14 protein-coding genes are annotated in these 17,878 nt (G+C 59.2%); 3 read left to right on the plus strand and 11 right to left on the minus strand.

The features are described from left to right. Positions 1-312: 312 nt before the first annotated feature. Both gltP and ACODS3_RS09940 read left to right on the plus strand, forming a co-directional pair. The gene (gene gltP, locus ACODS3_RS09935) at positions 313-1,641 is read left to right on the plus strand and encodes a glutamate/aspartate:proton symporter GltP (RefSeq protein ID WP_201000962.1); all 1,329 of its coding nucleotides are present in this window, start codon (positions 313-315) and stop codon (positions 1,639-1,641) included. A 121-nt stretch (positions 1,642-1,762) separates the two neighbouring features. Continuing rightward, positions 1,763-3,004: a nucleoside recognition domain-containing protein gene (locus ACODS3_RS09940; protein ID WP_201019507.1), complete on the plus strand. Its 1,242-nt coding sequence runs from the start codon at positions 1,763-1,765 to the stop codon at positions 3,002-3,004. A gap of 3 nt (positions 3,005-3,007) precedes the next feature. On the opposite strand, the gene ACODS3_RS09945 is transcribed toward ACODS3_RS09940, so the two are convergent. The 10 genes from ACODS3_RS09945 to exbB all read right to left on the minus strand — a co-directional run bounded on the left by ACODS3_RS09945 (position 3,008) and on the right by exbB (position 16,033). Then, entirely contained in the window at positions 3,008-4,201 is a 1,194-nt protein-coding gene (locus tag ACODS3_RS09945) for a DUF5924 family protein (protein WP_489034065.1), read from the minus strand. 134 nt (positions 4,202-4,335) lie between these two features. After that, positions 4,336-5,715 carry a M16 family metallopeptidase gene (locus ACODS3_RS09950; protein WP_489034066.1) on the minus strand — a complete coding sequence of 460 codons (1,380 nt, stop codon included), beginning with the start codon at positions 5,713-5,715 and terminating at the stop codon, positions 4,336-4,338. Positions 5,716-5,772: 57 nt separating this feature from the next. Further along, on the minus strand, positions 5,773-7,425 hold the full coding sequence (locus ACODS3_RS09955; RefSeq protein ID WP_201019504.1) for a Na/Pi cotransporter family protein: 1,653 nt from the start codon (positions 7,423-7,425) through the stop codon (positions 5,773-5,775). A 267-nt stretch (positions 7,426-7,692) separates the two neighbouring features. Then, the gene (locus tag ACODS3_RS09960) at positions 7,693-9,000 is read right to left on the minus strand and encodes a CitMHS family transporter (RefSeq protein ID WP_201000972.1); all 1,308 of its coding nucleotides are present in this window, start codon (positions 8,998-9,000) and stop codon (positions 7,693-7,695) included. A 315-nt stretch (positions 9,001-9,315) separates the two neighbouring features. After that, entirely contained in the window at positions 9,316-10,713 is a 1,398-nt protein-coding gene (locus ACODS3_RS09965; protein ID WP_201019503.1) for an aminoacyl-tRNA deacylase and HDOD domain-containing protein, read from the minus strand. A gap of 86 nt (positions 10,714-10,799) precedes the next feature. Continuing rightward, entirely contained in the window at positions 10,800-12,875 is a 2,076-nt protein-coding gene (gene recG, locus ACODS3_RS09970; protein ID WP_201000976.1) for an ATP-dependent DNA helicase RecG, read from the minus strand. Between the two features lie 10 nt (positions 12,876-12,885). After that, on the minus strand, positions 12,886-13,809 hold the full coding sequence (locus ACODS3_RS09975; RefSeq protein WP_122314833.1) for a hydrogen peroxide-inducible genes activator: 924 nt from the start codon (positions 13,807-13,809) through the stop codon (positions 12,886-12,888). Between the two features lie 92 nt (positions 13,810-13,901). Continuing rightward, a complete protein-coding gene (locus ACODS3_RS09980) occupies positions 13,902-14,648 on the minus strand; it encodes an energy transducer TonB (RefSeq protein ID WP_489034067.1) in 747 nt (248 codons plus the stop codon). After that, a complete protein-coding gene (gene exbD, locus ACODS3_RS09985) occupies positions 14,645-15,070 on the minus strand; it encodes a TonB system transport protein ExbD (RefSeq protein WP_003377967.1) in 426 nt (141 codons plus the stop codon). The genes ACODS3_RS09980 and exbD overlap by 4 nt, the downstream gene beginning before the upstream one ends. A 3-nt stretch (positions 15,071-15,073) precedes the next feature. Next, positions 15,074-16,033 (minus strand): tonB-system energizer ExbB, encoded by a 960-nt coding sequence (gene exbB, locus ACODS3_RS09990; RefSeq protein WP_201019502.1) that lies wholly within the window; start codon positions 16,031-16,033, stop codon positions 15,074-15,076. A 207-nt stretch (positions 16,034-16,240) separates the two neighbouring features. On the opposite strand from exbB, the gene ACODS3_RS09995 reads away from it, so the two are divergent. Continuing rightward, positions 16,241-17,089, plus strand: a complete 849-nt coding sequence (locus tag ACODS3_RS09995) for an SDR family oxidoreductase (RefSeq protein ID WP_201019501.1) — start codon at positions 16,241-16,243, stop codon at positions 17,087-17,089. A 48-nt stretch (positions 17,090-17,137) separates the two neighbouring features. On the opposite strand, the gene ACODS3_RS10000 is transcribed toward ACODS3_RS09995, so the two are convergent. Next, the gene (locus ACODS3_RS10000) at positions 17,138-17,875 is read right to left on the minus strand and encodes a hypothetical protein (protein ID WP_201019500.1); all 738 of its coding nucleotides are present in this window, start codon (positions 17,873-17,875) and stop codon (positions 17,138-17,140) included. Positions 17,876-17,878 lie beyond the last annotated feature (3 nt).

The raw sequence follows: 17,878 nt of genomic DNA on the forward strand, positions 1-17,878 counted from the left end.
CCAATTTTCCTTGCCAGGCTGGAGGCGACGTTCTAGCCACTTGTGGGGGCAATAGGGACAACTTTTTTGTGTCGTTATTAGATACGAATGGTCGTTTTTGTATGCCGATTCGGCATGAGGTAGTCGTTTATGGCATTAGACGTACCCCCGTGCCATGGGAATAGTTGCGCCTTTTTTCGCCTGCTATAGAGCTTTGATGCTCGTTTGCGGTGACCTTCTCTGGACGTTTCGGCTTCGGCATTGCTGTGGAAAAAGCAGTTTCAGCATGTCGGTTACGGGTATGTCCAAGCCACTAAAAACAAGGGTAATTGAATGAAGAAGGCAAAGCTGAGTCTGGCATGGCAGATTCTGATTGGACTGGTACTGGGGATTGCCCTCGGTGCGTTGCTCAACCACTTCAGTGCCGAGAAGGCCTGGTGGATCAGTAATATCCTGCAACCAGCAGGCGATATCTTCATTCGTCTTATCAAAATGATCGTGATCCCGATCGTGATTGCATCGCTGATCGTCGGTATTGCCGGTGTGGGCGACGCGAAGAAGCTGGGTCGCATTGGTCTCAAGACCATCATTTACTTCGAAGTCGTCACCACCATTGCGATTCTTGTCGGCCTGGTTCTGGCCAACATGTTCCAGCCGGGCGCTGGTATCGACATGAGCACCCTGGGCACGGTCGATATCTCGAAGTATCAGCAGACCACTGCCGAGGTTCAGCACGATCACGCATTCATCGCGACGATCCTCAACCTGATCCCTTCCAACATCTTTGCTGCCATGGCGCGTGGCGAAATGTTGCCGATCATCTTCTTCTCGGTTCTGTTCGGCCTGGGTCTTTCCAGCCTGCAAGCCGAGGTGCGTGAGCCGCTGGTGAAGATGTTCCAGGGCGTCTCGGAAACCATGTTCAAAGTCACTCACATGATCATGAACTACGCCCCGATTGGCGTATTCGCTCTGATCTCGGTGACAGTCGCCAACTTCGGTTTCGCTTCCCTGCTGCCGCTGGCCAAGCTGGTGATCCTGGTTTACGTGGCCATCGCCTTCTTCGCTTTCGTGGTCCTGGGCCTGATCGCCCGCATGTTCGGCTTCTCGATCATGAAGCTGATCCGCATCTTCAAGGACGAGCTGATCCTGGCTTACTCCACCGCCAGTTCCGAAACGGTCCTGCCGCGTGTGATCCAGAAGATGGAAGCCTACGGCGCGCCGAAAGCCATTTGCAGCTTCGTGGTACCGACCGGTTACTCGTTCAACCTCGACGGTTCGACCCTGTACCAGAGCATCGCGGCAATCTTCATTGCCCAGCTGTACGGCATCGACCTGTCGGTTGGCGCACAGATGATGCTGGTACTGACTCTGATGGTCACCTCCAAAGGCATCGCTGGCGTGCCGGGCGTATCGTTCGTGGTGCTGCTGGCCACTCTGGGCAGCGCGGGCATTCCGCTGGAAGGTCTGGCGTTCATCGCCGGTGTCGACCGCATCATGGACATGGCGCGTACCGCACTGAACGTGATCGGTAATGCCCTGGCGGTACTGGTTATTGCTCGTTGGGAAGGCATGTACGACGAAGCCAAGGGCCAGCGCTACTGGAACTCCCTGCCGCACTGGCGCAGCAAGGACCCGGTTCCTGCTGCTCAGCTCGCTGACTGATCGCTGATCGGTTACACCGACAAACCCCGGGCTTTCCGGGGTTTGTCGTATCTGCGGCTCCCGATTTCCCTCCAGCTCGCCCCGCCGCTATCATCGCCGCATCTTGTGAGGGACATATCCGATGCTCAATGGCCTGTGGCTTGGTTTTTTTATCGTTGCGTGCGTATCCGCCATGGGGCAATGGCTGATTGGAGGCAACGCCGGTATTTTTGCCGCGATGGTCGAAAGCATTTTTGCGATGGCCAAGCTCTCGGTCGAGGTGATGGTTCTGCTGTTCGGCACCCTCACGCTCTGGCTGGGCTTTCTGCGCATTGCCGAGAAGGCCGGGATTGTCGACTGGCTGGCCAAGGTGCTTGGCCCGCTGTTTCTGCGCCTGATGCCCGAAGTGCCGCCGGGCCACCCCGCGCTGGGCCTGATTACCCTCAACTTCGCCGCCAATGCTCTGGGCCTGGATAACGCCGCTACGCCTATCGGGCTCAAGGCGATGCGTTCTCTACAGGAGTTGAACCCCAGCCAGACGGCTGCCAGCAACGCGCAGATCCTGTTTCTGGTGCTCAACGCTTCGTCCCTGACTTTGCTGCCCGTAACCATTTTCATGTACCGCGCCCAGCAAGGCGCGCCGGACCCGACGCTGGTATTCCTGCCGATTCTGCTGGCGACCAGCGTGTCGACTATCGTGGGTCTGCTGTCGGTGGCGTTCATGCAACGTCTGCGTCTGTGGGACCCGGTGGTGCTTGCCTATCTGATTCCGGGCGCCTTGCTGCTCGGTGGTTTCATGGCTTTCCTGGGCACGCTGTCGGCGGCGGCGCTGGCCGGTCTGTCCTCCATTCTCGGCAACCTGACGCTGTTCGGCCTGATCATGTTGTTCATGATCATTGGTGCGCTGCGCAAGGTGCAGGTCTATGAGGCGTTTGTCGAGGGTGCCAAGGAAGGGTTCGATGTTGCCAAAAACCTGCTGCCTTATCTGGTGGCGATGCTGTGTGCGGTAGGTGTGCTGCGCGCTTCGGGTGCGCTGGACTTCGGTCTGGAAGGCATCCGCCATCTGGTGGAGTGGCTGGGCTGGGATACGCGCTTTGTCGATGCCCTGCCGACCGCCATGGTCAAACCCTTTTCCGGCAGTGCTGCGCGGGCCTTGTTGATCGAAACCATGCAGACCCAGGGCGTGGACAGCTTCGCTGCGCTGGCTGCCGCCACGATTCAGGGCAGCACGGAAACCACGTTCTATGTATTGGCGGTGTATTTCGGCGCGGTCGGTATCCAGCGAGTGCGCCATGCGGTGGGTTGCGCACTGCTGGCCGAGTTCTCGGGTGTCGTCGCGGCCATTTTCGTCTGCTACTGGTTCTTTGGTGCGACCGCTACCTGACCGTCATTGTGCAGCCGGCTTCTCGGGCGCGGGCTCTGAAGCAGGCTGCTCCGGTTCCGGCGCGGGCTTGGGCTCTTCCTTCTGAGCGGGGGGCTGTTCCGCTTGCGGAGCGCTTTCTTCCTGGTCGCCGCCCGGCTTGAGCTTGATCAGCCTGCCTGTCGGTTTGGTGACTGCCGGTTGATCGGTATCGGTCACTTCAAAGCGCAGCACGCCGATCATTTGCCCGTCTTCGGTCAACACCCGGACCTGCCAACGCCCGACAACGTCCTGAGGGAAGTTCTGTTTGTGGGTCCAGGCACGATAGCCTTCCTTGCGTCCGCCATGAATATCCAGCGCGATACGATCCACTTCTTCGCCATTACGTCGCCATACATGGTAAATGCGCTCCTCAAGGCCGCGAGGTGCGTTGATGGCGGTGTAGGCATACAAACCATCGCGGCGTAGCTGCGCGGCGCTTATCTGGCTGATGCTCTCGCCCGGTGTGCGGTTCTTGTTATCGAAGTTGGTGCTCACGGCGACTTCGGTCAGCCACAAGGTTGCGGGCGGAACCCAGGAGCGTAACAGCCAGCCTGCACTGCCGACGGCCAGGATCAGAGCGACCACCGCCACACCGCGTCGCCAGGTATTGATCGGGAAGCTTGAGGCCAGGCTGGGGAATGACAGCAGCATGGCCGTGCCCAGCGCCAGTTTGTAGCTTTCTGCAGTGGTCAGGTTAAGGATGATGGGCAATGCCGTGAGCAGTGCCGCGAACAGCGTCAGCGTGTGCAGCGCCATGAACAGCCAGCGGCGCGGTGCCAGCCATTTGTAGTAAAGCGGATCGATGATCGAGATAAGCCCCGCGGCCCCCAGCAAGGCGGTGAACACCAGTTGTCCGCTGTTCCAGGTGGTGGTGATGAAGAAGAACGGCAGCACGAAGAACAGGCTTTCCTGATGGATCAACTGCGTGCCGTAACGCAGCAGGCCCTGGGGTATTTCCCGACCGAAAGTCTTGCTGAACAGCTGCACCATGCTGTTTTCGATCATCAGCCATAGCCAACTGATCAGCATGACCACCGCAATCCAGGTCGCCAGCCCGGCCTGACGGTCCACCAGAATGAAACTGGCGATCCCGGAGATGAAACCACCTGCCGCAATCACCCCCGGATAGCGCCGTATCAGACCGAGCGTGCGCGTTACGTAGGAGTTCCAGTCAGGCATTTGGGCAGTTCACTTTCATTGGCTTCAAAAACCCCGGCAGCATATCAATGCCAAGGTGCGTGTAAATACCGTCCCTTACAGATTGTGGGAGGGGCCTTGGCCGCGACGGGGGATATGAAGGGGTCGAAGCGAACTCACTTGCGAATACGCTTGCGTACCCGCCAGAACACCAACAACCCGATCATCCCGGCAACCACCGCAGCCAACCCATACAAATCGTCATAACTGAGCAATGACTTTTCGACCCGCCAATAACCGGGCTTGGCCAACAGTTGGCGCAGGGCCTGATTGGCGGTGTCCAGGCTCACGCTCTTGATGCGTTTGGCCGGGTCTGCAAAGCGTCCGTCTTCGTAATCATTGAGTGCGCTCCAGTAGTAATCGGCCAGCGCACTGTTGCCCTGGACGGCCCATGCCTGTCTGGCGATGGCGGCTTGTTGCAGACGGGCGAAGGTGGAAGGTTGCATGCCTTCTTTTTTCAGGCGCGCAAGCAGGGTGCGAATGCTTTGCTCGGCTTCATGGATGTCCTCGCGCTCAAGGTCGGCATTCAGGCTCATGAAGCCGACTTCCCCAAAGACCTCACGATCAACCGATGGGCCATAGGACAAGCCGTGCTTGAGGCGCAGTTCTGTATAGAGCGCCCAGTCCAGATAGGCCTCGACCAGTTCCCAGGTTTCGTCGTGTTGCTTTTCGAGCTGCGGTTCGGTGAAGGTCAGGTGCAGGCGTGCGCCCTCGCCCAGCAAGCCCCGGATCAGAGTGCGCGAAGCCTGGGCTGTGCCATTGCTTTCGGCCAGCGGCGGGTGCTCGATGGGGTCAGTCGGGTTGAGCTGCCCGTAAGTGCGTTCCAGATAGCTGGGCAGCAGCCTGTCGAGATCGCCGACAACGATCAGCGTCATGTTGTTGGGGGCGTACCAGCTCGCGAAGACATCTTCGACCTGCTTGAGGGTAATGTCATTGACCTCTGGACGCTCGGCGCATTTGAGCCCCAGCTCTATCGCCAACTGGTTGCTGGCACCGGTGCCCGATTCGCGGCGATCAAGCAGGCGCTGCAGGTGGGAAAAGTGACCGCCATCTTCGCGCTCGACGATGCGTTTGACCTCATCGAAACGGCTTTGCAGCAGTTCGGTGTTGGTCAGAACCTCCAGCAAGAGATCCAGAATCTTGCGCTGATTGCGGGCCGGTGCTTCGATCACGAACGTGGTGTCGGTGTTGCTGGTGAACGCATTCCACTCGCCACCCAGCGCCTGCATACGCTCTTCAAGCCCGCCTTCGCCGCTGTCGTCTGTGCCGCTGAACAGCAAATGCTCCAGCAGATGCGGCAGTTCCTTGTCCTGACAGGCGAAGTCATCGAAGCCGATGCCGACCACCAGCCGAATCGCCACATGGCCCTTTTCATAGCCCGGCTTGAGCAGCACTTGCAGGCCGTTGGGTAACAGGTAGCCCTCGACCTGAAGACGATCAAGGGCCAGCGAAGGGAGAGAACTCAGAAGCAGACAAGCAAACAGCAGGCAACGCATAAAGCAGCTTTCCTTGCGGGCCGGTATGTTTAACAGACTTCGCTCTGCCTGGTACGTTCACACCGATTGCTCTTGAATGCTCTCGCTCGACAAGGCTCCAGTATCGGCTGTTCCCAGCACGGCATAGGCACTGCTGCAGAATAGCGAGTTAAGGCGTTTCATGTCAGCGATGAGTTCAAGATGCAGCGAACTGGTTTCGATGCTTTGTACGACCTTGCGTTGCAGGCGGCTGACATGGGCATGCGCCAGACGCCGCTCCAGCGCTCTGAAACGGCGCTTTTCCCTGAGCAACTGGCGGGCGCTCTCTTCATCCGAACTGAGAAAGACCGACAGGCCAAGACGCAGGTTGGATTGCAGCTGGATATGCAGATCGGCCAGTTCTTCCAGCCCGACTTCCGAGAACGAGCGCCGCTGTGAGGTCTTCTGCTGCTGGATCTTGCGAAGCATGCGCTCGATGAGGTCGCTGGCCAGTTCCAGATTGATGGTCAGCTCGATGATCTCTGCCCAGCGACGATTATCGTGCTCGCCCAGTTCTTCGCGAGGCATCTGGGCCAGATACAGCTTGATCGCGCTATAGAGTGCTTCCACATCATCGTTCAGGCGGCGCATTTCCTGAGTGACGGCCGTTTGCGTGCCGCGCAGCACCGCGAGCATCGAGCCCAGCATGCTTTCGATCAGGTCTCCCATGCGCAAGGTTTCACGCACGGCATTGGCCAATGCCAGGCTGGGTGTCGACAACGCGGCAAGGTCCAGATGCTTTGCCTTGGCCGGGCCGTTGGTTTCTGCCTGATAGGGCAGCAGTGCGGCGCACAGGCGCGCCATCGGGCCAACCGTGGGCAACATCAGCAGGCAACGCGCGGTGTTGTAGATCAGGTGAAAACCGATGACCAGTTCCTGAGGGCTGAAGCCCAGAGAAGAGAGCCAGTGTACCAGCGGGTCGAGCACCGGAATGATCAGCAAAAGGCCCAGCAACTTGTAAAGCAGGCTGCCCAGGGCGACTTGCCGACCGGCGACGTTTTGCATGCTGGTACTGAGGAAAGCCAGCAGCCCGCTGCCGATATTGGCACCGATCACCAGGCCGATAGCGACCGGCAAGCCAATGACATCGGCACCTGCCAACGTGGCAGTCAGCAATACTGCCGCAAGGCTGGAGTAGGAGATCAGCGCGAACAGGGCGCCGACCAGTGCATCGAGCATCAGGTCGCCGGTCAGTGAGGCGAACAGCACTTTTACCCCGGAGGCCTGGGTGATGGGCGTGGTCGCGCTGACGATCAGTTGCAATGCCAGTACGATCAGACCCAGCCCGATGGCGACCCGGCCCAATTGCCCTGCTCGTGTCTGTTTGCGCGACAGAAAGAAAATCACCCCGAGGAAAATCAGCAGCGGCGAAAGCCAGGAGAGGTCCAGGGTCAGCACGCGGGACATCAGTGCCGTTCCCACATCGGCCCCGAGCATGATCGCCAGCGCGGGAGTCAGCGTCATCAGGCCCTGGCCCACGAACGAAGTCACCAGCATGGCGGTGGCGTTGCTGCTCTGCACCAATGCGGTGACCAGAATGCCCGCGATAAACGCGAGAGGTCGTTTGGACATGTTCTGGCTGAGGACGCGGCGCAACTGAGCGCCGTACACGCGAAGAATACCGGTGCGCACGATATGCGTGCCCCAGATCAGCAGGGCGACGGCGGATAACAAATCGAGCAGGGTCAGCATACTGAAAGCCCCCTGAGACGTGCCCCATTCAGGGCAAAGGATTGAAGGTGCAGCGTGTAGCGAGCGGAAATTTTTTATGACGCTCTACTAAAGCTTTTAGTCGGCCTTTGGCCTTGGCGCCAGCATCGCATAGGCACTGATCTATTGAAATAAAACTGTCATAAATCAGTGTATTGACGTCGCTATCAGGACAGCGACAAGGAATATGTCTTTTCTGACTGATGCCCGCCGCCAACGGTCAGGTTGGCGGCGGGGAGCACGGCTTGATTAAACGCTGCTGACCAGCGGGAAAATACCCATCAGCAGTGCAGCGATCAGGATGCAGATGCAGACCAGGATCGCCCATTTCAGGGTGAAGCGCTGGTGATCGCCAAAGTCGATACCGGCCAGTGCAACCAGCAGATAGGTCGATGGAACCAGTGGGCTGAGCAGGTGAACCGGTTGGCCGACGATCGAGGCGCGAGCCATTTCCACCGGGGTGATGCCGTAGTGGGCTGCTGCTTCAGAGAGCACCGGCAGTACGCCGAAGTAGAACGCATCGTTGGACATGAAGAAGGTGAACGGCATGCTCGCCAGTGCAGTGATGACCGCCAGGTAAGGCCCCATCGCTTCCGGGATCACAGCCAGCAGGCTTTTCGACATGGCGTCGACCATGCCGGTGCCGGTCAGGATGCCGGTGAAGATACCGGCGGCGAAGATCAGGCCGACGACGGACAGAACACTGCCAGCGTGGGCTGCAACGCGGTCCTTCTGGTCCTGAAGTTTCGGGTAGTTGATGATCATCGCGATACTGAACGCGATCATGAACAGCACTGGCAGAGGCAGCAGGCTCATCATCAGGGCGACCATCAGCGCCAGCGTCAGGGCACCGTTGAACCAGATCATTTTCGGACGACGGGCATCCGGGAACTGCGAAACACTGATTTCGCTGTGATCGATTTCATCGCCTTGCAGATGCAGTTCACCCAGACGGGCACGTTCACGTTTGCCGTAGAAGTAGGCAATGACCAGGATCGCGACCACACCGGCCAGCATGGCAGGGATCATCGGTACGAAAATATCCGAGGCATCGACATGCAGGGCGCTGGCTGCGCGAGCGGTAGGGCCGCCCCATGGCGTCATGTTCATCACGCCGCCAGCCAGAATGATCAGGCCAGCCATGATGCGCGGGCTCATGCCGACACGGCTGTAGAGCGGCAGCATGGCTGCGACGCAGATCATGTAAGTGGTCGCGCCGTCACCGTCCAGGGAAACCACCAGCGCCAGTACGGCAGTGCCGACCGAAATGCGCATCGGGTCGCCTTTCACCATTTTCAGGATCTTGCGCACGGCCGGGTCGAACAGGCCCGAGTCGATCATCAGGGCGAAGTAGAGAATTGCGAACATCAGCATGACGCCGGTTGGCGCCAGCTTGGTGATGCCAGCCAGCATCATCGGGCCAATCTGCGGGCCGAAGCCGCCAAACAGGGCAAAAATGATCGGTACGATAATCAGGGCAATCAGCGCAGTCATGCGTTTGCTCATGATCAGGTACATGAACGCAATAACCATGGCGAAGCCAAGGAAAGTCAACATAGGAATTCTCCAGACGTAATACGGCTACGGAACGATGAATCGAACGAAATCAGCTCAGCAGGGGCAATACGTGGAGAGGAGGCGCAAGGAGGGTGTAGATCGGGGTCGGAGCAAACATCGGAATCACCATTTATTTTTGTTAATTGGGCCTGAAAGTGCGTTGAGCACGTTTCCTGGCTAGCCGGTCTTTTGCCGGTGGTGAGGTGATCCTAATTGCAGAAGCTTTCACTTACCTTTCAATGTTGAACAGGATTCGCGAATAAATTTGCTCCCGCACAGTCTGCACAGGAGCAAATTCATTCGCGAAAAGGCCGATCACTGGGCGAACTGAGACGCCAGCTCACGCAGCATGACTTCGGCTTCCAGAACCTTTCTGACAGATTCGTTGGCCTTTTCCCGGGTCAGGCCCAGGCGCTCGAACAACTCGTCCGGGATTTCCTGCTGTGGGCCTGAGCCGATGCCGTTGGTGCGCAACAAGCGCACAGCCAGATAAATCAGGTTGGCATATTCACAATGCTTGCCCGCGTAGTAAGGGTCATGCTGGAAGCGCAATGCGGTGGACAATTCGTCCGGCATGTCCCAGTAACGCATCAGCCAGGCACCGATCTGCTCGCGGCTGATGCCCAGCAAATGATGCTCTACATAGCTGTGATGCAGGTGCGGGTTTACCTCAAGCTGACGGCAGATCAGCGAGAAGTGAGGCGGGAACACGTGGGCCAGCAGCAGGTAGCCGAAGTTGTGCAGCAAGCCGGCCAGATAGGTCAGGCCGCCTTCTGGGCGTTTGGCGCGCGGGATGGCGCGGGTCAGGCCCTCGATGACAGCGGCTGTATAGATCGACTGCTGCCAGTAAGGCGTTGTCTGCTGCGGATGATCCTTGGGCAGGCTCAGGGTCTTGCCCAGCGCCAGGCCCAACGCGAGGTTGATGACCAGATCGAAACCCAGCACGCGGACGATGGCGTCTTCGACCGAGCGGATCTTGCCTGTCGATGCGTAGTAAGGCGAAGCAGCCCAGCTCACGACCTGTGCGGCCAGTGCCGGGTCGGTTTCAACCACGCCGGTAATGTCATCGATAGTTGCATCGGGGTCGACACGCAGCTTGATGATCTTCTGCGCCGTGCCAGCCAGAGGCGGAATTTCCAGGGTTGCTTCCAGACGTTGCTGGATGCGCCGTGCCGTGAAGGCATGCATGGCCTGGGTGATTTCCTCGCGATCGTCATCGGGACGATCAAGGTTGGGGTGGATGCCGCTCAGCAGTTCGCCAAAATGCGCCGCACTGGCCTTGCTCAGCATGCCTTTGAAGTCTTCGCTGTTGATTTCGAGCAGCACGCCCGGTTCGCCTGAGCCAATCAGTAGCGCGGGCTCTTGCAGGAGACGGTCGTCATAAAGGCAAGGAGAACTGGTCAGGGCTGGAAGACCTGGCAGGGCATGCAGATTGTGTTTGGCGAGCATGCGCAGGAGGCGATCATGCGGGACGGCTGTCAATTGGCGGCCCGTCAGCTCGGTGATCCGGTTGAGGTCCAGCAACTGGCTTTGCGGGAACAGAATCAGCAGTGCGCCAACAGCGTCTTCGACCAACGCGGCCTGGACTTTGCGCGATGCTGGCAGGCTCGCGTCATCCACGACTTCGTTATAGCGGATGGCCAGTTTTTCAAGCAGTTGCCGGATTACCGACGGGGCTTGGTGAGAGTCATCGACGTGGGCAACTTCTGTCATGGTCTTTGTCCGTATTCCTACATTGCCGGCAGTATAACTACCTTATTTGTTTTGGGCCGCATGGGCTTCCCAAAGCGTTGCCTGCGTCACACCTGACCGTACTGCTGACCATGCCTCAACCAGCGTTCGAGCAAGGGGCTGACATGCTGTGGCCAACGCTCCAAAAGCGCGTGGGCCGCATCTCGCACGGCAGGTAGCAAATCGGCATCACGCATTAGATCAGCCACCTTGAACTGCAGGAGGCCCGTTTGTCGGGTTCCTAGCATTTCTCCCGGACCACGCAATTCCAGATCCTTTTCGGCGATGACGAAACCGTCATTTGTTTCACGCATGATGCCCAGGCGTTGACGGCCGACTTGTGAAAGCGGCGGATGGTAGAGCAGTACACAATGGCTGACGGCGCTGCCGCGTCCGACACGCCCGCGCAACTGGTGCAGTTGAGCGAGCCCGAGGCGTTCTGGGTTTTCGATGATCATCAGGCTGGCATTGGGAACATCGACGCCCACTTCAATGACCGTCGTCGCCACCAGCAATTGCAGAGCGCCCTGTTTGAACTCGGCCATGATGGCGGCTTTTTCCGCAGGCTTCATGCGCCCGTGGATCAGCCCGACACGAAGCTCGCCCAATGCGCTGCTCAGCTCCTCGAATGACGTCTCGGCGGCCTTGCAGGTCAGCTCTTCGGACTCTTCGATCAGCGTACAGACCCAGTAGGCCTGGCGACCTTCTGCACAGGCTGCGCGTACTCGTTCGATGACTTCGATGCGACGGCTGTCGGCCACCAGCACGGTGTTGACCGGTGTACGGCCCGGAGGCAGTTCGTCAAGGATCGAGGTATCCAGATCCGCGTAGGCGCTCATGGCCAGGGTGCGCGGAATGGGAGTCGCGGTCATGATCAATTGATGTGGGCACATCATGCCGCCAACGCCTTTCTTGCGCAGGGCCAGACGCTGCTGGACGCCGAAACGGTGTTGTTCGTCGATGATGACCAGCGCCAGATTCTTGAACTGCACTTCGTCCTGGAACAGTGCATGAGTGCCCACCACCATGGGTGTGCCGCTGGCGATCTGTTCCAGCGAGGTGGCGCGTGCCTTGCCCTTGAGCTTGCCGGCCAGCCACGCGACTCCGACGCCCAGAGGTTCAAGCCAGCGCTGAAAGTTGATGTAGTGCTGCTCTGCGAGGATTTCGGTGGGCGCCATCAAGGCCACCTGATAACCGGCTTCCAGCGCTTGCAGGGCCGCCAGTGCGGCGACCACGGTCTTGCCCGCGCCCACATCGCCCTGAATCAGGCGCAGCATGGGTTCCGGCTGGCTGAGGTCGTAGGCGACTTCCTTGCCCACGCGCTGCTGTGCGCCGGTGGGCGGAAAGCCGAGGTTGGCCAGAAACTGTTTCGGCAGCTTTTTCGCCAGCGGCAGAGCCGGTGCATGTTGCGCGCGCAGGCTTTCACGCAGGCGTTGCTGGGAAAGCTGATGGGTCAGCAACTCTTCAAAGGCCAGGCGGTGTTGCGCCCAGTGATGGCCCAGCGAGAGTTCTTCGATATCGGCATCGGCGGGCGGGTGGTGCAGATAGCGAATCGCATCGTCCAGCGGAGCCAGTTGATAGTCGCGGGCCAGCTCTTCGGGCAGCCAGTCCGGCAGGCTTTTGGGGCCGAGCATTGCCAGGCTTTGCTGGCAGAGTTGGCGCAGGCGTTGCTGGGTCAGGCCTTCGGTGGTCGGATAGATCGGGGTGAGCGTCTGCTCCACGGGAGCGGGTTCATCACCGGTCAGTGCCCGGTATTCCGGGTGATAGATTTCCAGGCCTGAGGCGCCGGGTCTGGCTTCGCCAAAGCAGCGCAGGTGAGTCCCGCGCTTCATGCCTTCCTTCTGGGCGTTGCTGAAGTGATAGAAGCGCAGGCTGACAACGCCTGTTCCGTCACCCAGCCGCACCAGCAGGCTGCGGCGTTTGCCCATGACCACATCGGCGCCGCTGACCACGCCTTCGATCACCGCATCCTGGCCGGGGCGTAGCGCGCCGATAGGGACAACACGGGTCCGGTCCTGATAACGCAGCGGCAGGTGAAACAACACATCCTGCAGGTTTTCCAGGCCCACCTTTGCCAGCTTTTCAGCCATGGCCTCGCCGACACCCTTGAGCGCCGTGACCGAGACTTTGGAAAGCTCGCTCATTTTTCTCTGCCTAGCTTGCTTCTGTTTTTGGACGAGCCACGGAACACAGGCGTACAGAGTCAGCAAGAATCTCGATTGCCTTGGGCCTCGGGAAACTGGCGCGCCATGCGATAGCGACCGTACGGAAAGGTACAGGTGCTGTCAGTGGGCGAACCTCGATCACGCCAGGTGCATAGTGATGGCTGTCCACGGCCGACAGCGGCAGGATCGAGATCCCGAGACCGGAAGCGACCATATGGCGAATGGTTTCCAGAGAGCTGGATTCCACCGTCGTGTGCTTGGCACCTTCGCCGCCTTTGGTCAGCGTCGGGCAGGCTTCCAGGACCTGATCGCGGAAGCAGTGACCTTCACCTAGCAACAGCAGGCTCTTGTCGTTCAATGCCGAGGCATCGATGGACTCTTTCTGGGTCCATGGATGGTTGGCTGGCATCAGAACCGAGAAGGGTTCGTCGTAGAGTGGCAGGGTCAACACATCGGCTTCGTTGAATGGCAAGGCGATGATGACCGCGTCCAGCTCACCGTTGCGCAGTTTGTCGCGCAGCACGTGAGTGAAGTTCTCTTCGATGTACAACGGCATTTGCGGGGCGACCCGGTGCAGTTGCGGAATCAGATGCGGAAACAGGTAGGGGCCAACGGTGTAGATCGCGCCGACCTTGAGTGGTGCTGTCAGCTGATTCTTGCCCGCCTGTGCCAGCTCGCGGATGCCTTGTGCCTGTTCCAGTACCTTCTGGGCCTGGGCAACGATGCCCTCACCGACAGGCGTTAGACGTACAGCACTCTTGCTGCGCTCGAAAATCAGCACACCAAGTTCATCTTCAAGCTTTTTCACGCCCACCGAGAGCGTGGGCTGGCTGACGTGACAGCGTTCGGCAGCGTGGCCGAAGTGCTGTTCCTGAGCAAGCGTAACGATATAGCGCAATTCTGTAAGGGTCATAACGTGCGTCCATGAAGTTGCGGACCCAGCATAGCGGGTGCAATCGATAGACGCACGTTATCAGAAGCACTCATGAGTAACAAAAGTGTTATTCAGCGTTTATCCAGGGAATAAACGAAAGGTGCCAGGATTTCGATCGTGCCGTTGTTCAGTGTTTCCGCTGGCGGTTTAGGCAACGGTTGAGCACGACGGATCATCTCCATGGTGGCTCGGTCCAGTGCCGGACTGCCTGAAGTGCTGGCAATCGAGTAGGAAAGGACGTTGCCTTCCGCATCGACCACGAAGCGCAGACGGGCGACCCCTTGCATGCCGCGACGGCGAGCATCTTCAGGGTACTTCTTGTACTTGCTCAAGTGCCTCAGCAGGTCGCTCTGCCAGCTTGGCAATGCCGTGCTGGGTGGAGACGGCGGGCTAGGCGGCGTCGGTGCAGCCGATTTTGCAGGAGGGGCCGTTGTTGGCGGCGTGTCCACCGGCTTTTCATCGGCAGGCTTTTCCTGCGGTGGCTCAGGCTTCTTCTGCGGCTTTGGCGGCTGCGGTTTTGGCTTGGGCTTTTCCACTTTCTTGGGAACCGCGATTTCCGGCTTTGGCGCCTCGAGCAGTTCAGGCAGAGGAATTTCCTCTTCCGGCGCTGGAGGTTGCGGCGGCTGAACGACCTTGGGCGGTGGTGGCGGTGCGGGCTCGGGCAACGGTGCCAGTTCGACCATCATGGCGGCCGGTGGCAACTCGATAGCCTGTGATGCCGGCCACCGGAGTGCGACGATGACCGCGATGGCATGCACAGCCAGCACCAACAACAGACTACCGCTATAGCGCGTCAGTTTTTGGCGCGTAGTGATCATTTTTTACCAACCGTCTCAAGGCCAACCAAACCGACTTTCAGGTAGCCAGCACCGCGCAGGGTATTCATGACTTCCATCAGATCGCCGTAATCCACGCCTTTGTCGGCCTGGAAGAAGATGGTGGTGTCTTTCTTGCCCTTGGTTCTGGCATCCAGCACCTGACCAATCTGCTCGCGAGCGACTTTCTCTTCGCCCAGATACAGGCTCTTGTCAGTCTTGACGCTGAGGAAGATCGGCTTCTCGGGCCTTGGTTGCGGTGTTGCGGTAGAGGCTGGCAGGTCGACCTTGATGTCTACCGTTGCCAGCGGTGCCGCGACCATGAAGATGATCAGCAGCACCAGCATGACGTCGATGAACGGCGTCACGTTGATTTCATGGTTCTCGGCGAGATCATCGCCGCCTTCGTTAAGATGCAGGCCCACGTCTTAGCCCACCTTTACCATGTGCGGTTGCTGTTGGTTGCGATCGCTTTCCGGCAGGTGATCCAGGTCGCGGCTGACCAGCAGCAGAACCTGGGCGGAAGCGTCCGAAACCTGAGCCTTGTAGCCAGCGATGGAGCGGGCGAAGACGTTGTAGATAACGACTGCCGGAATCGCTGCAACCAGACCGAGTGCTGTTGCCAGCAGGGCTTCGGCGATGCCGGGTGCAACCACTGCCAGGTTGGTGGTCTGGGTCTTGGCGATGCCGATGAAGCTGTTCATGATGCCCCACACGGTACCGAACAGGCCGACGAAGGGAGCCGTCGAACCGATGGTGGCGAGCATGCCGGTGCCGTTGCTCATGTTGCGGCCACAGGCAGCAACCAGACGCTCCAGACGGAAGCTGACACGCTCCTTGATACCTTCGCGCTCGCGGCTGTTGGCAGAGAGGCGCATTTCTTCCAGTGCGTCATGGACCAGCAGGTGAGCCAGGGTGCCCTCCTTGTTGGCGCTCTGGCTGGCGTCGCTCAGGGAGCGGGCCTTTTTCAGGCCAGCGATTTCAACGCGCAGACGACGCTTGGCGCCCAGCAGCTCGAAACCCTTGGCGATCCAGATGGTCCAGGTAATGATCGAAGCGATGACCAGACCGATCATGACCGCTTTGACGACGATGTCGGCGTTCTGGTACATGCCCCATGGCGACAGATCGTGAGCCATGCCCAGGCCGGCTTCTTCAACGACAGGCTCCAGGGTGTCGACAGGTGCAACGGCTTCTGGCTGGGTTGCAGGCGCGGTGGCGGCTGGAGCAGCGGCAGCGGCTTGAGGTGCCTGAGCGGCCGGTGCCGATTGGTCAGCGAGAGCGACAGGTGCGAGCATCAGGCTCAACACAAGGGCAGCCACACCACGCCATGCACGCGGCAGGCGAGGTAGCTTGGTTGGCGAAGCGGGTGATTGAATGCGTGTCATGCTGGCCTGACCTGAAATGGAAATAATGGTTGTTCCGGGACGTCGCGTTATAGGCTCGACGGGAGTGCGGGAACAAATGGACGGGTATTATTGCAAATCGTTCTTGTTAGCAGAAGTAATAATGTATCTTTTTTTCAATAAATAACATCAGGCTGCTTTATTCCTGATTATTTTTTGGCCTTATTCGTTGTCATGTGGAGGTATCAGGTGTCTGCACCATCCCTTTTGATCGCCGGTTGCGGCGATATAGGCGCTCGTCTGGCCACTCGATTGCTGCCTCTCGAATGGCGCGTCCATGGCTTGCGGCGTGATACATCACAGTTGCCTGAAGGCGTGATTCCGGTAAAGGGCGATCTGTTCGACTGGCTGGAGCCGCAGGACTGGCCGACGGATACTATCGATTATCTGGTTTATTGCGCCACACCCACGCAAAGGGACGAATACGGCTACCGACGCGCCTATGTCGAGGGCTTGTCTCATGTGTTGCACTGGATGAAGCAGCACGGTCAGCAGCCCAGGCGGGTTGTGTTTGTCTCCAGCAGCGGTGTTTACGGGCAGCAGCATGGCGAATGGGTCGATGAGGCCTCGGCAACCGAGCCCTCGGGTTTTTCCGGCACGGTGATGCTGGAAGCCGAACAGGTCGCCCTCAACAGCGGCTGGCCTGCCACGGTCGTGCGTTTGACGGGGATCTACGGCCCCGGTCGCAACGATCTCTCCAATCGTGTTCGTCAGGGCCATAGTGTGCGGGTCGACCCGCCGGTCTATGCCAATCGCATTCATGCTGACGACGCAGCGGGTTTGCTGGCTTTTCTGCTTCAGGCCGATGCGCGCGGGGTGGCGCTTGAGGATTGCTATCTTGGCGTCGATGACGATCCGGCGGCGCTGGCCGATGTAGTGGCCTGGATTCGCGAATATCTGGGTGTGACCGAATGGTCCGAAGATGTCAGCGTTCAGCGCGTGGGCAGCAAGCGATGCAGCAATGCCAGAGCGCGGGCGCTGGGTTGGGCGCCGAAGTATACGGATTATCGTGCGGGATATGCGGCGTTGCTCGGGTAATGCGAGGCGGGCCCGGTCATCTTGATGAGCGGGCCCGTCTTCACTGCATCACTGCTGTTCGAGCAGCCAGTGACGCTGGCCTGGGCGCAGTTGAGGCATCTCGCCAGCGCCAGCCGTGTTGAGTGCCTGGAATATTTCCAGTTGCTTGCCTTTGCGGGCAAAGATCCACGGGTTGCCTTGTTCGTTCTTTTCCAGCCACATGCTGTCGAATTCGCCGCTCATGGCTGCGCAATCGCCCGCCAGACACAGGGCGTAGCGGTCATTTTCGGGAAGACCCTGCACGCTGCCGTCCGGCAGGAACTGCACGGTGCTGCCTTGGCCATCGCCACTGACGATGGTCCATTTGCCGCCCATGTAAGCGCCGTACAGGGCTTTTTCAAAGCTGCTGCCAGAAGGTGCGCCTTCCGGGGCCGGGTTTTCGGGCTTCTCGAAATGCTGCTCCGGACCTGATTCGCTGGCAGCCTGGATCAACTGGTCGCCCTTGACGGTCAGGTCTTCAGAGAAGTTGCCGTAGAAGTCGATGTGCAGCTTGCCGTCGGCAGCGCTGGCAATCTTGCCTTCGCCCAGCTCGAAACCATTGGAATAGATGGCCTGATTGGCCTTGGTGTTCACCTGCCATTCCAGGTTCGGGCCGTTGGCAAGCAGTGCTTCGCGCAGGTTGCCGCCTTTGACGGCAGCGTCGATGGCGTTCTGATTGATCCAGGTACCGTCAGGGTTGCGGTCGGCGTGGCTGGCGCAGCCAGTCAGGATGGCAGCCAGCAGTGAGATGGCGAGCGCGGAGCGCATAGC

The organism is Pseudomonas sp. FG43, from assembly GCF_057809175.1.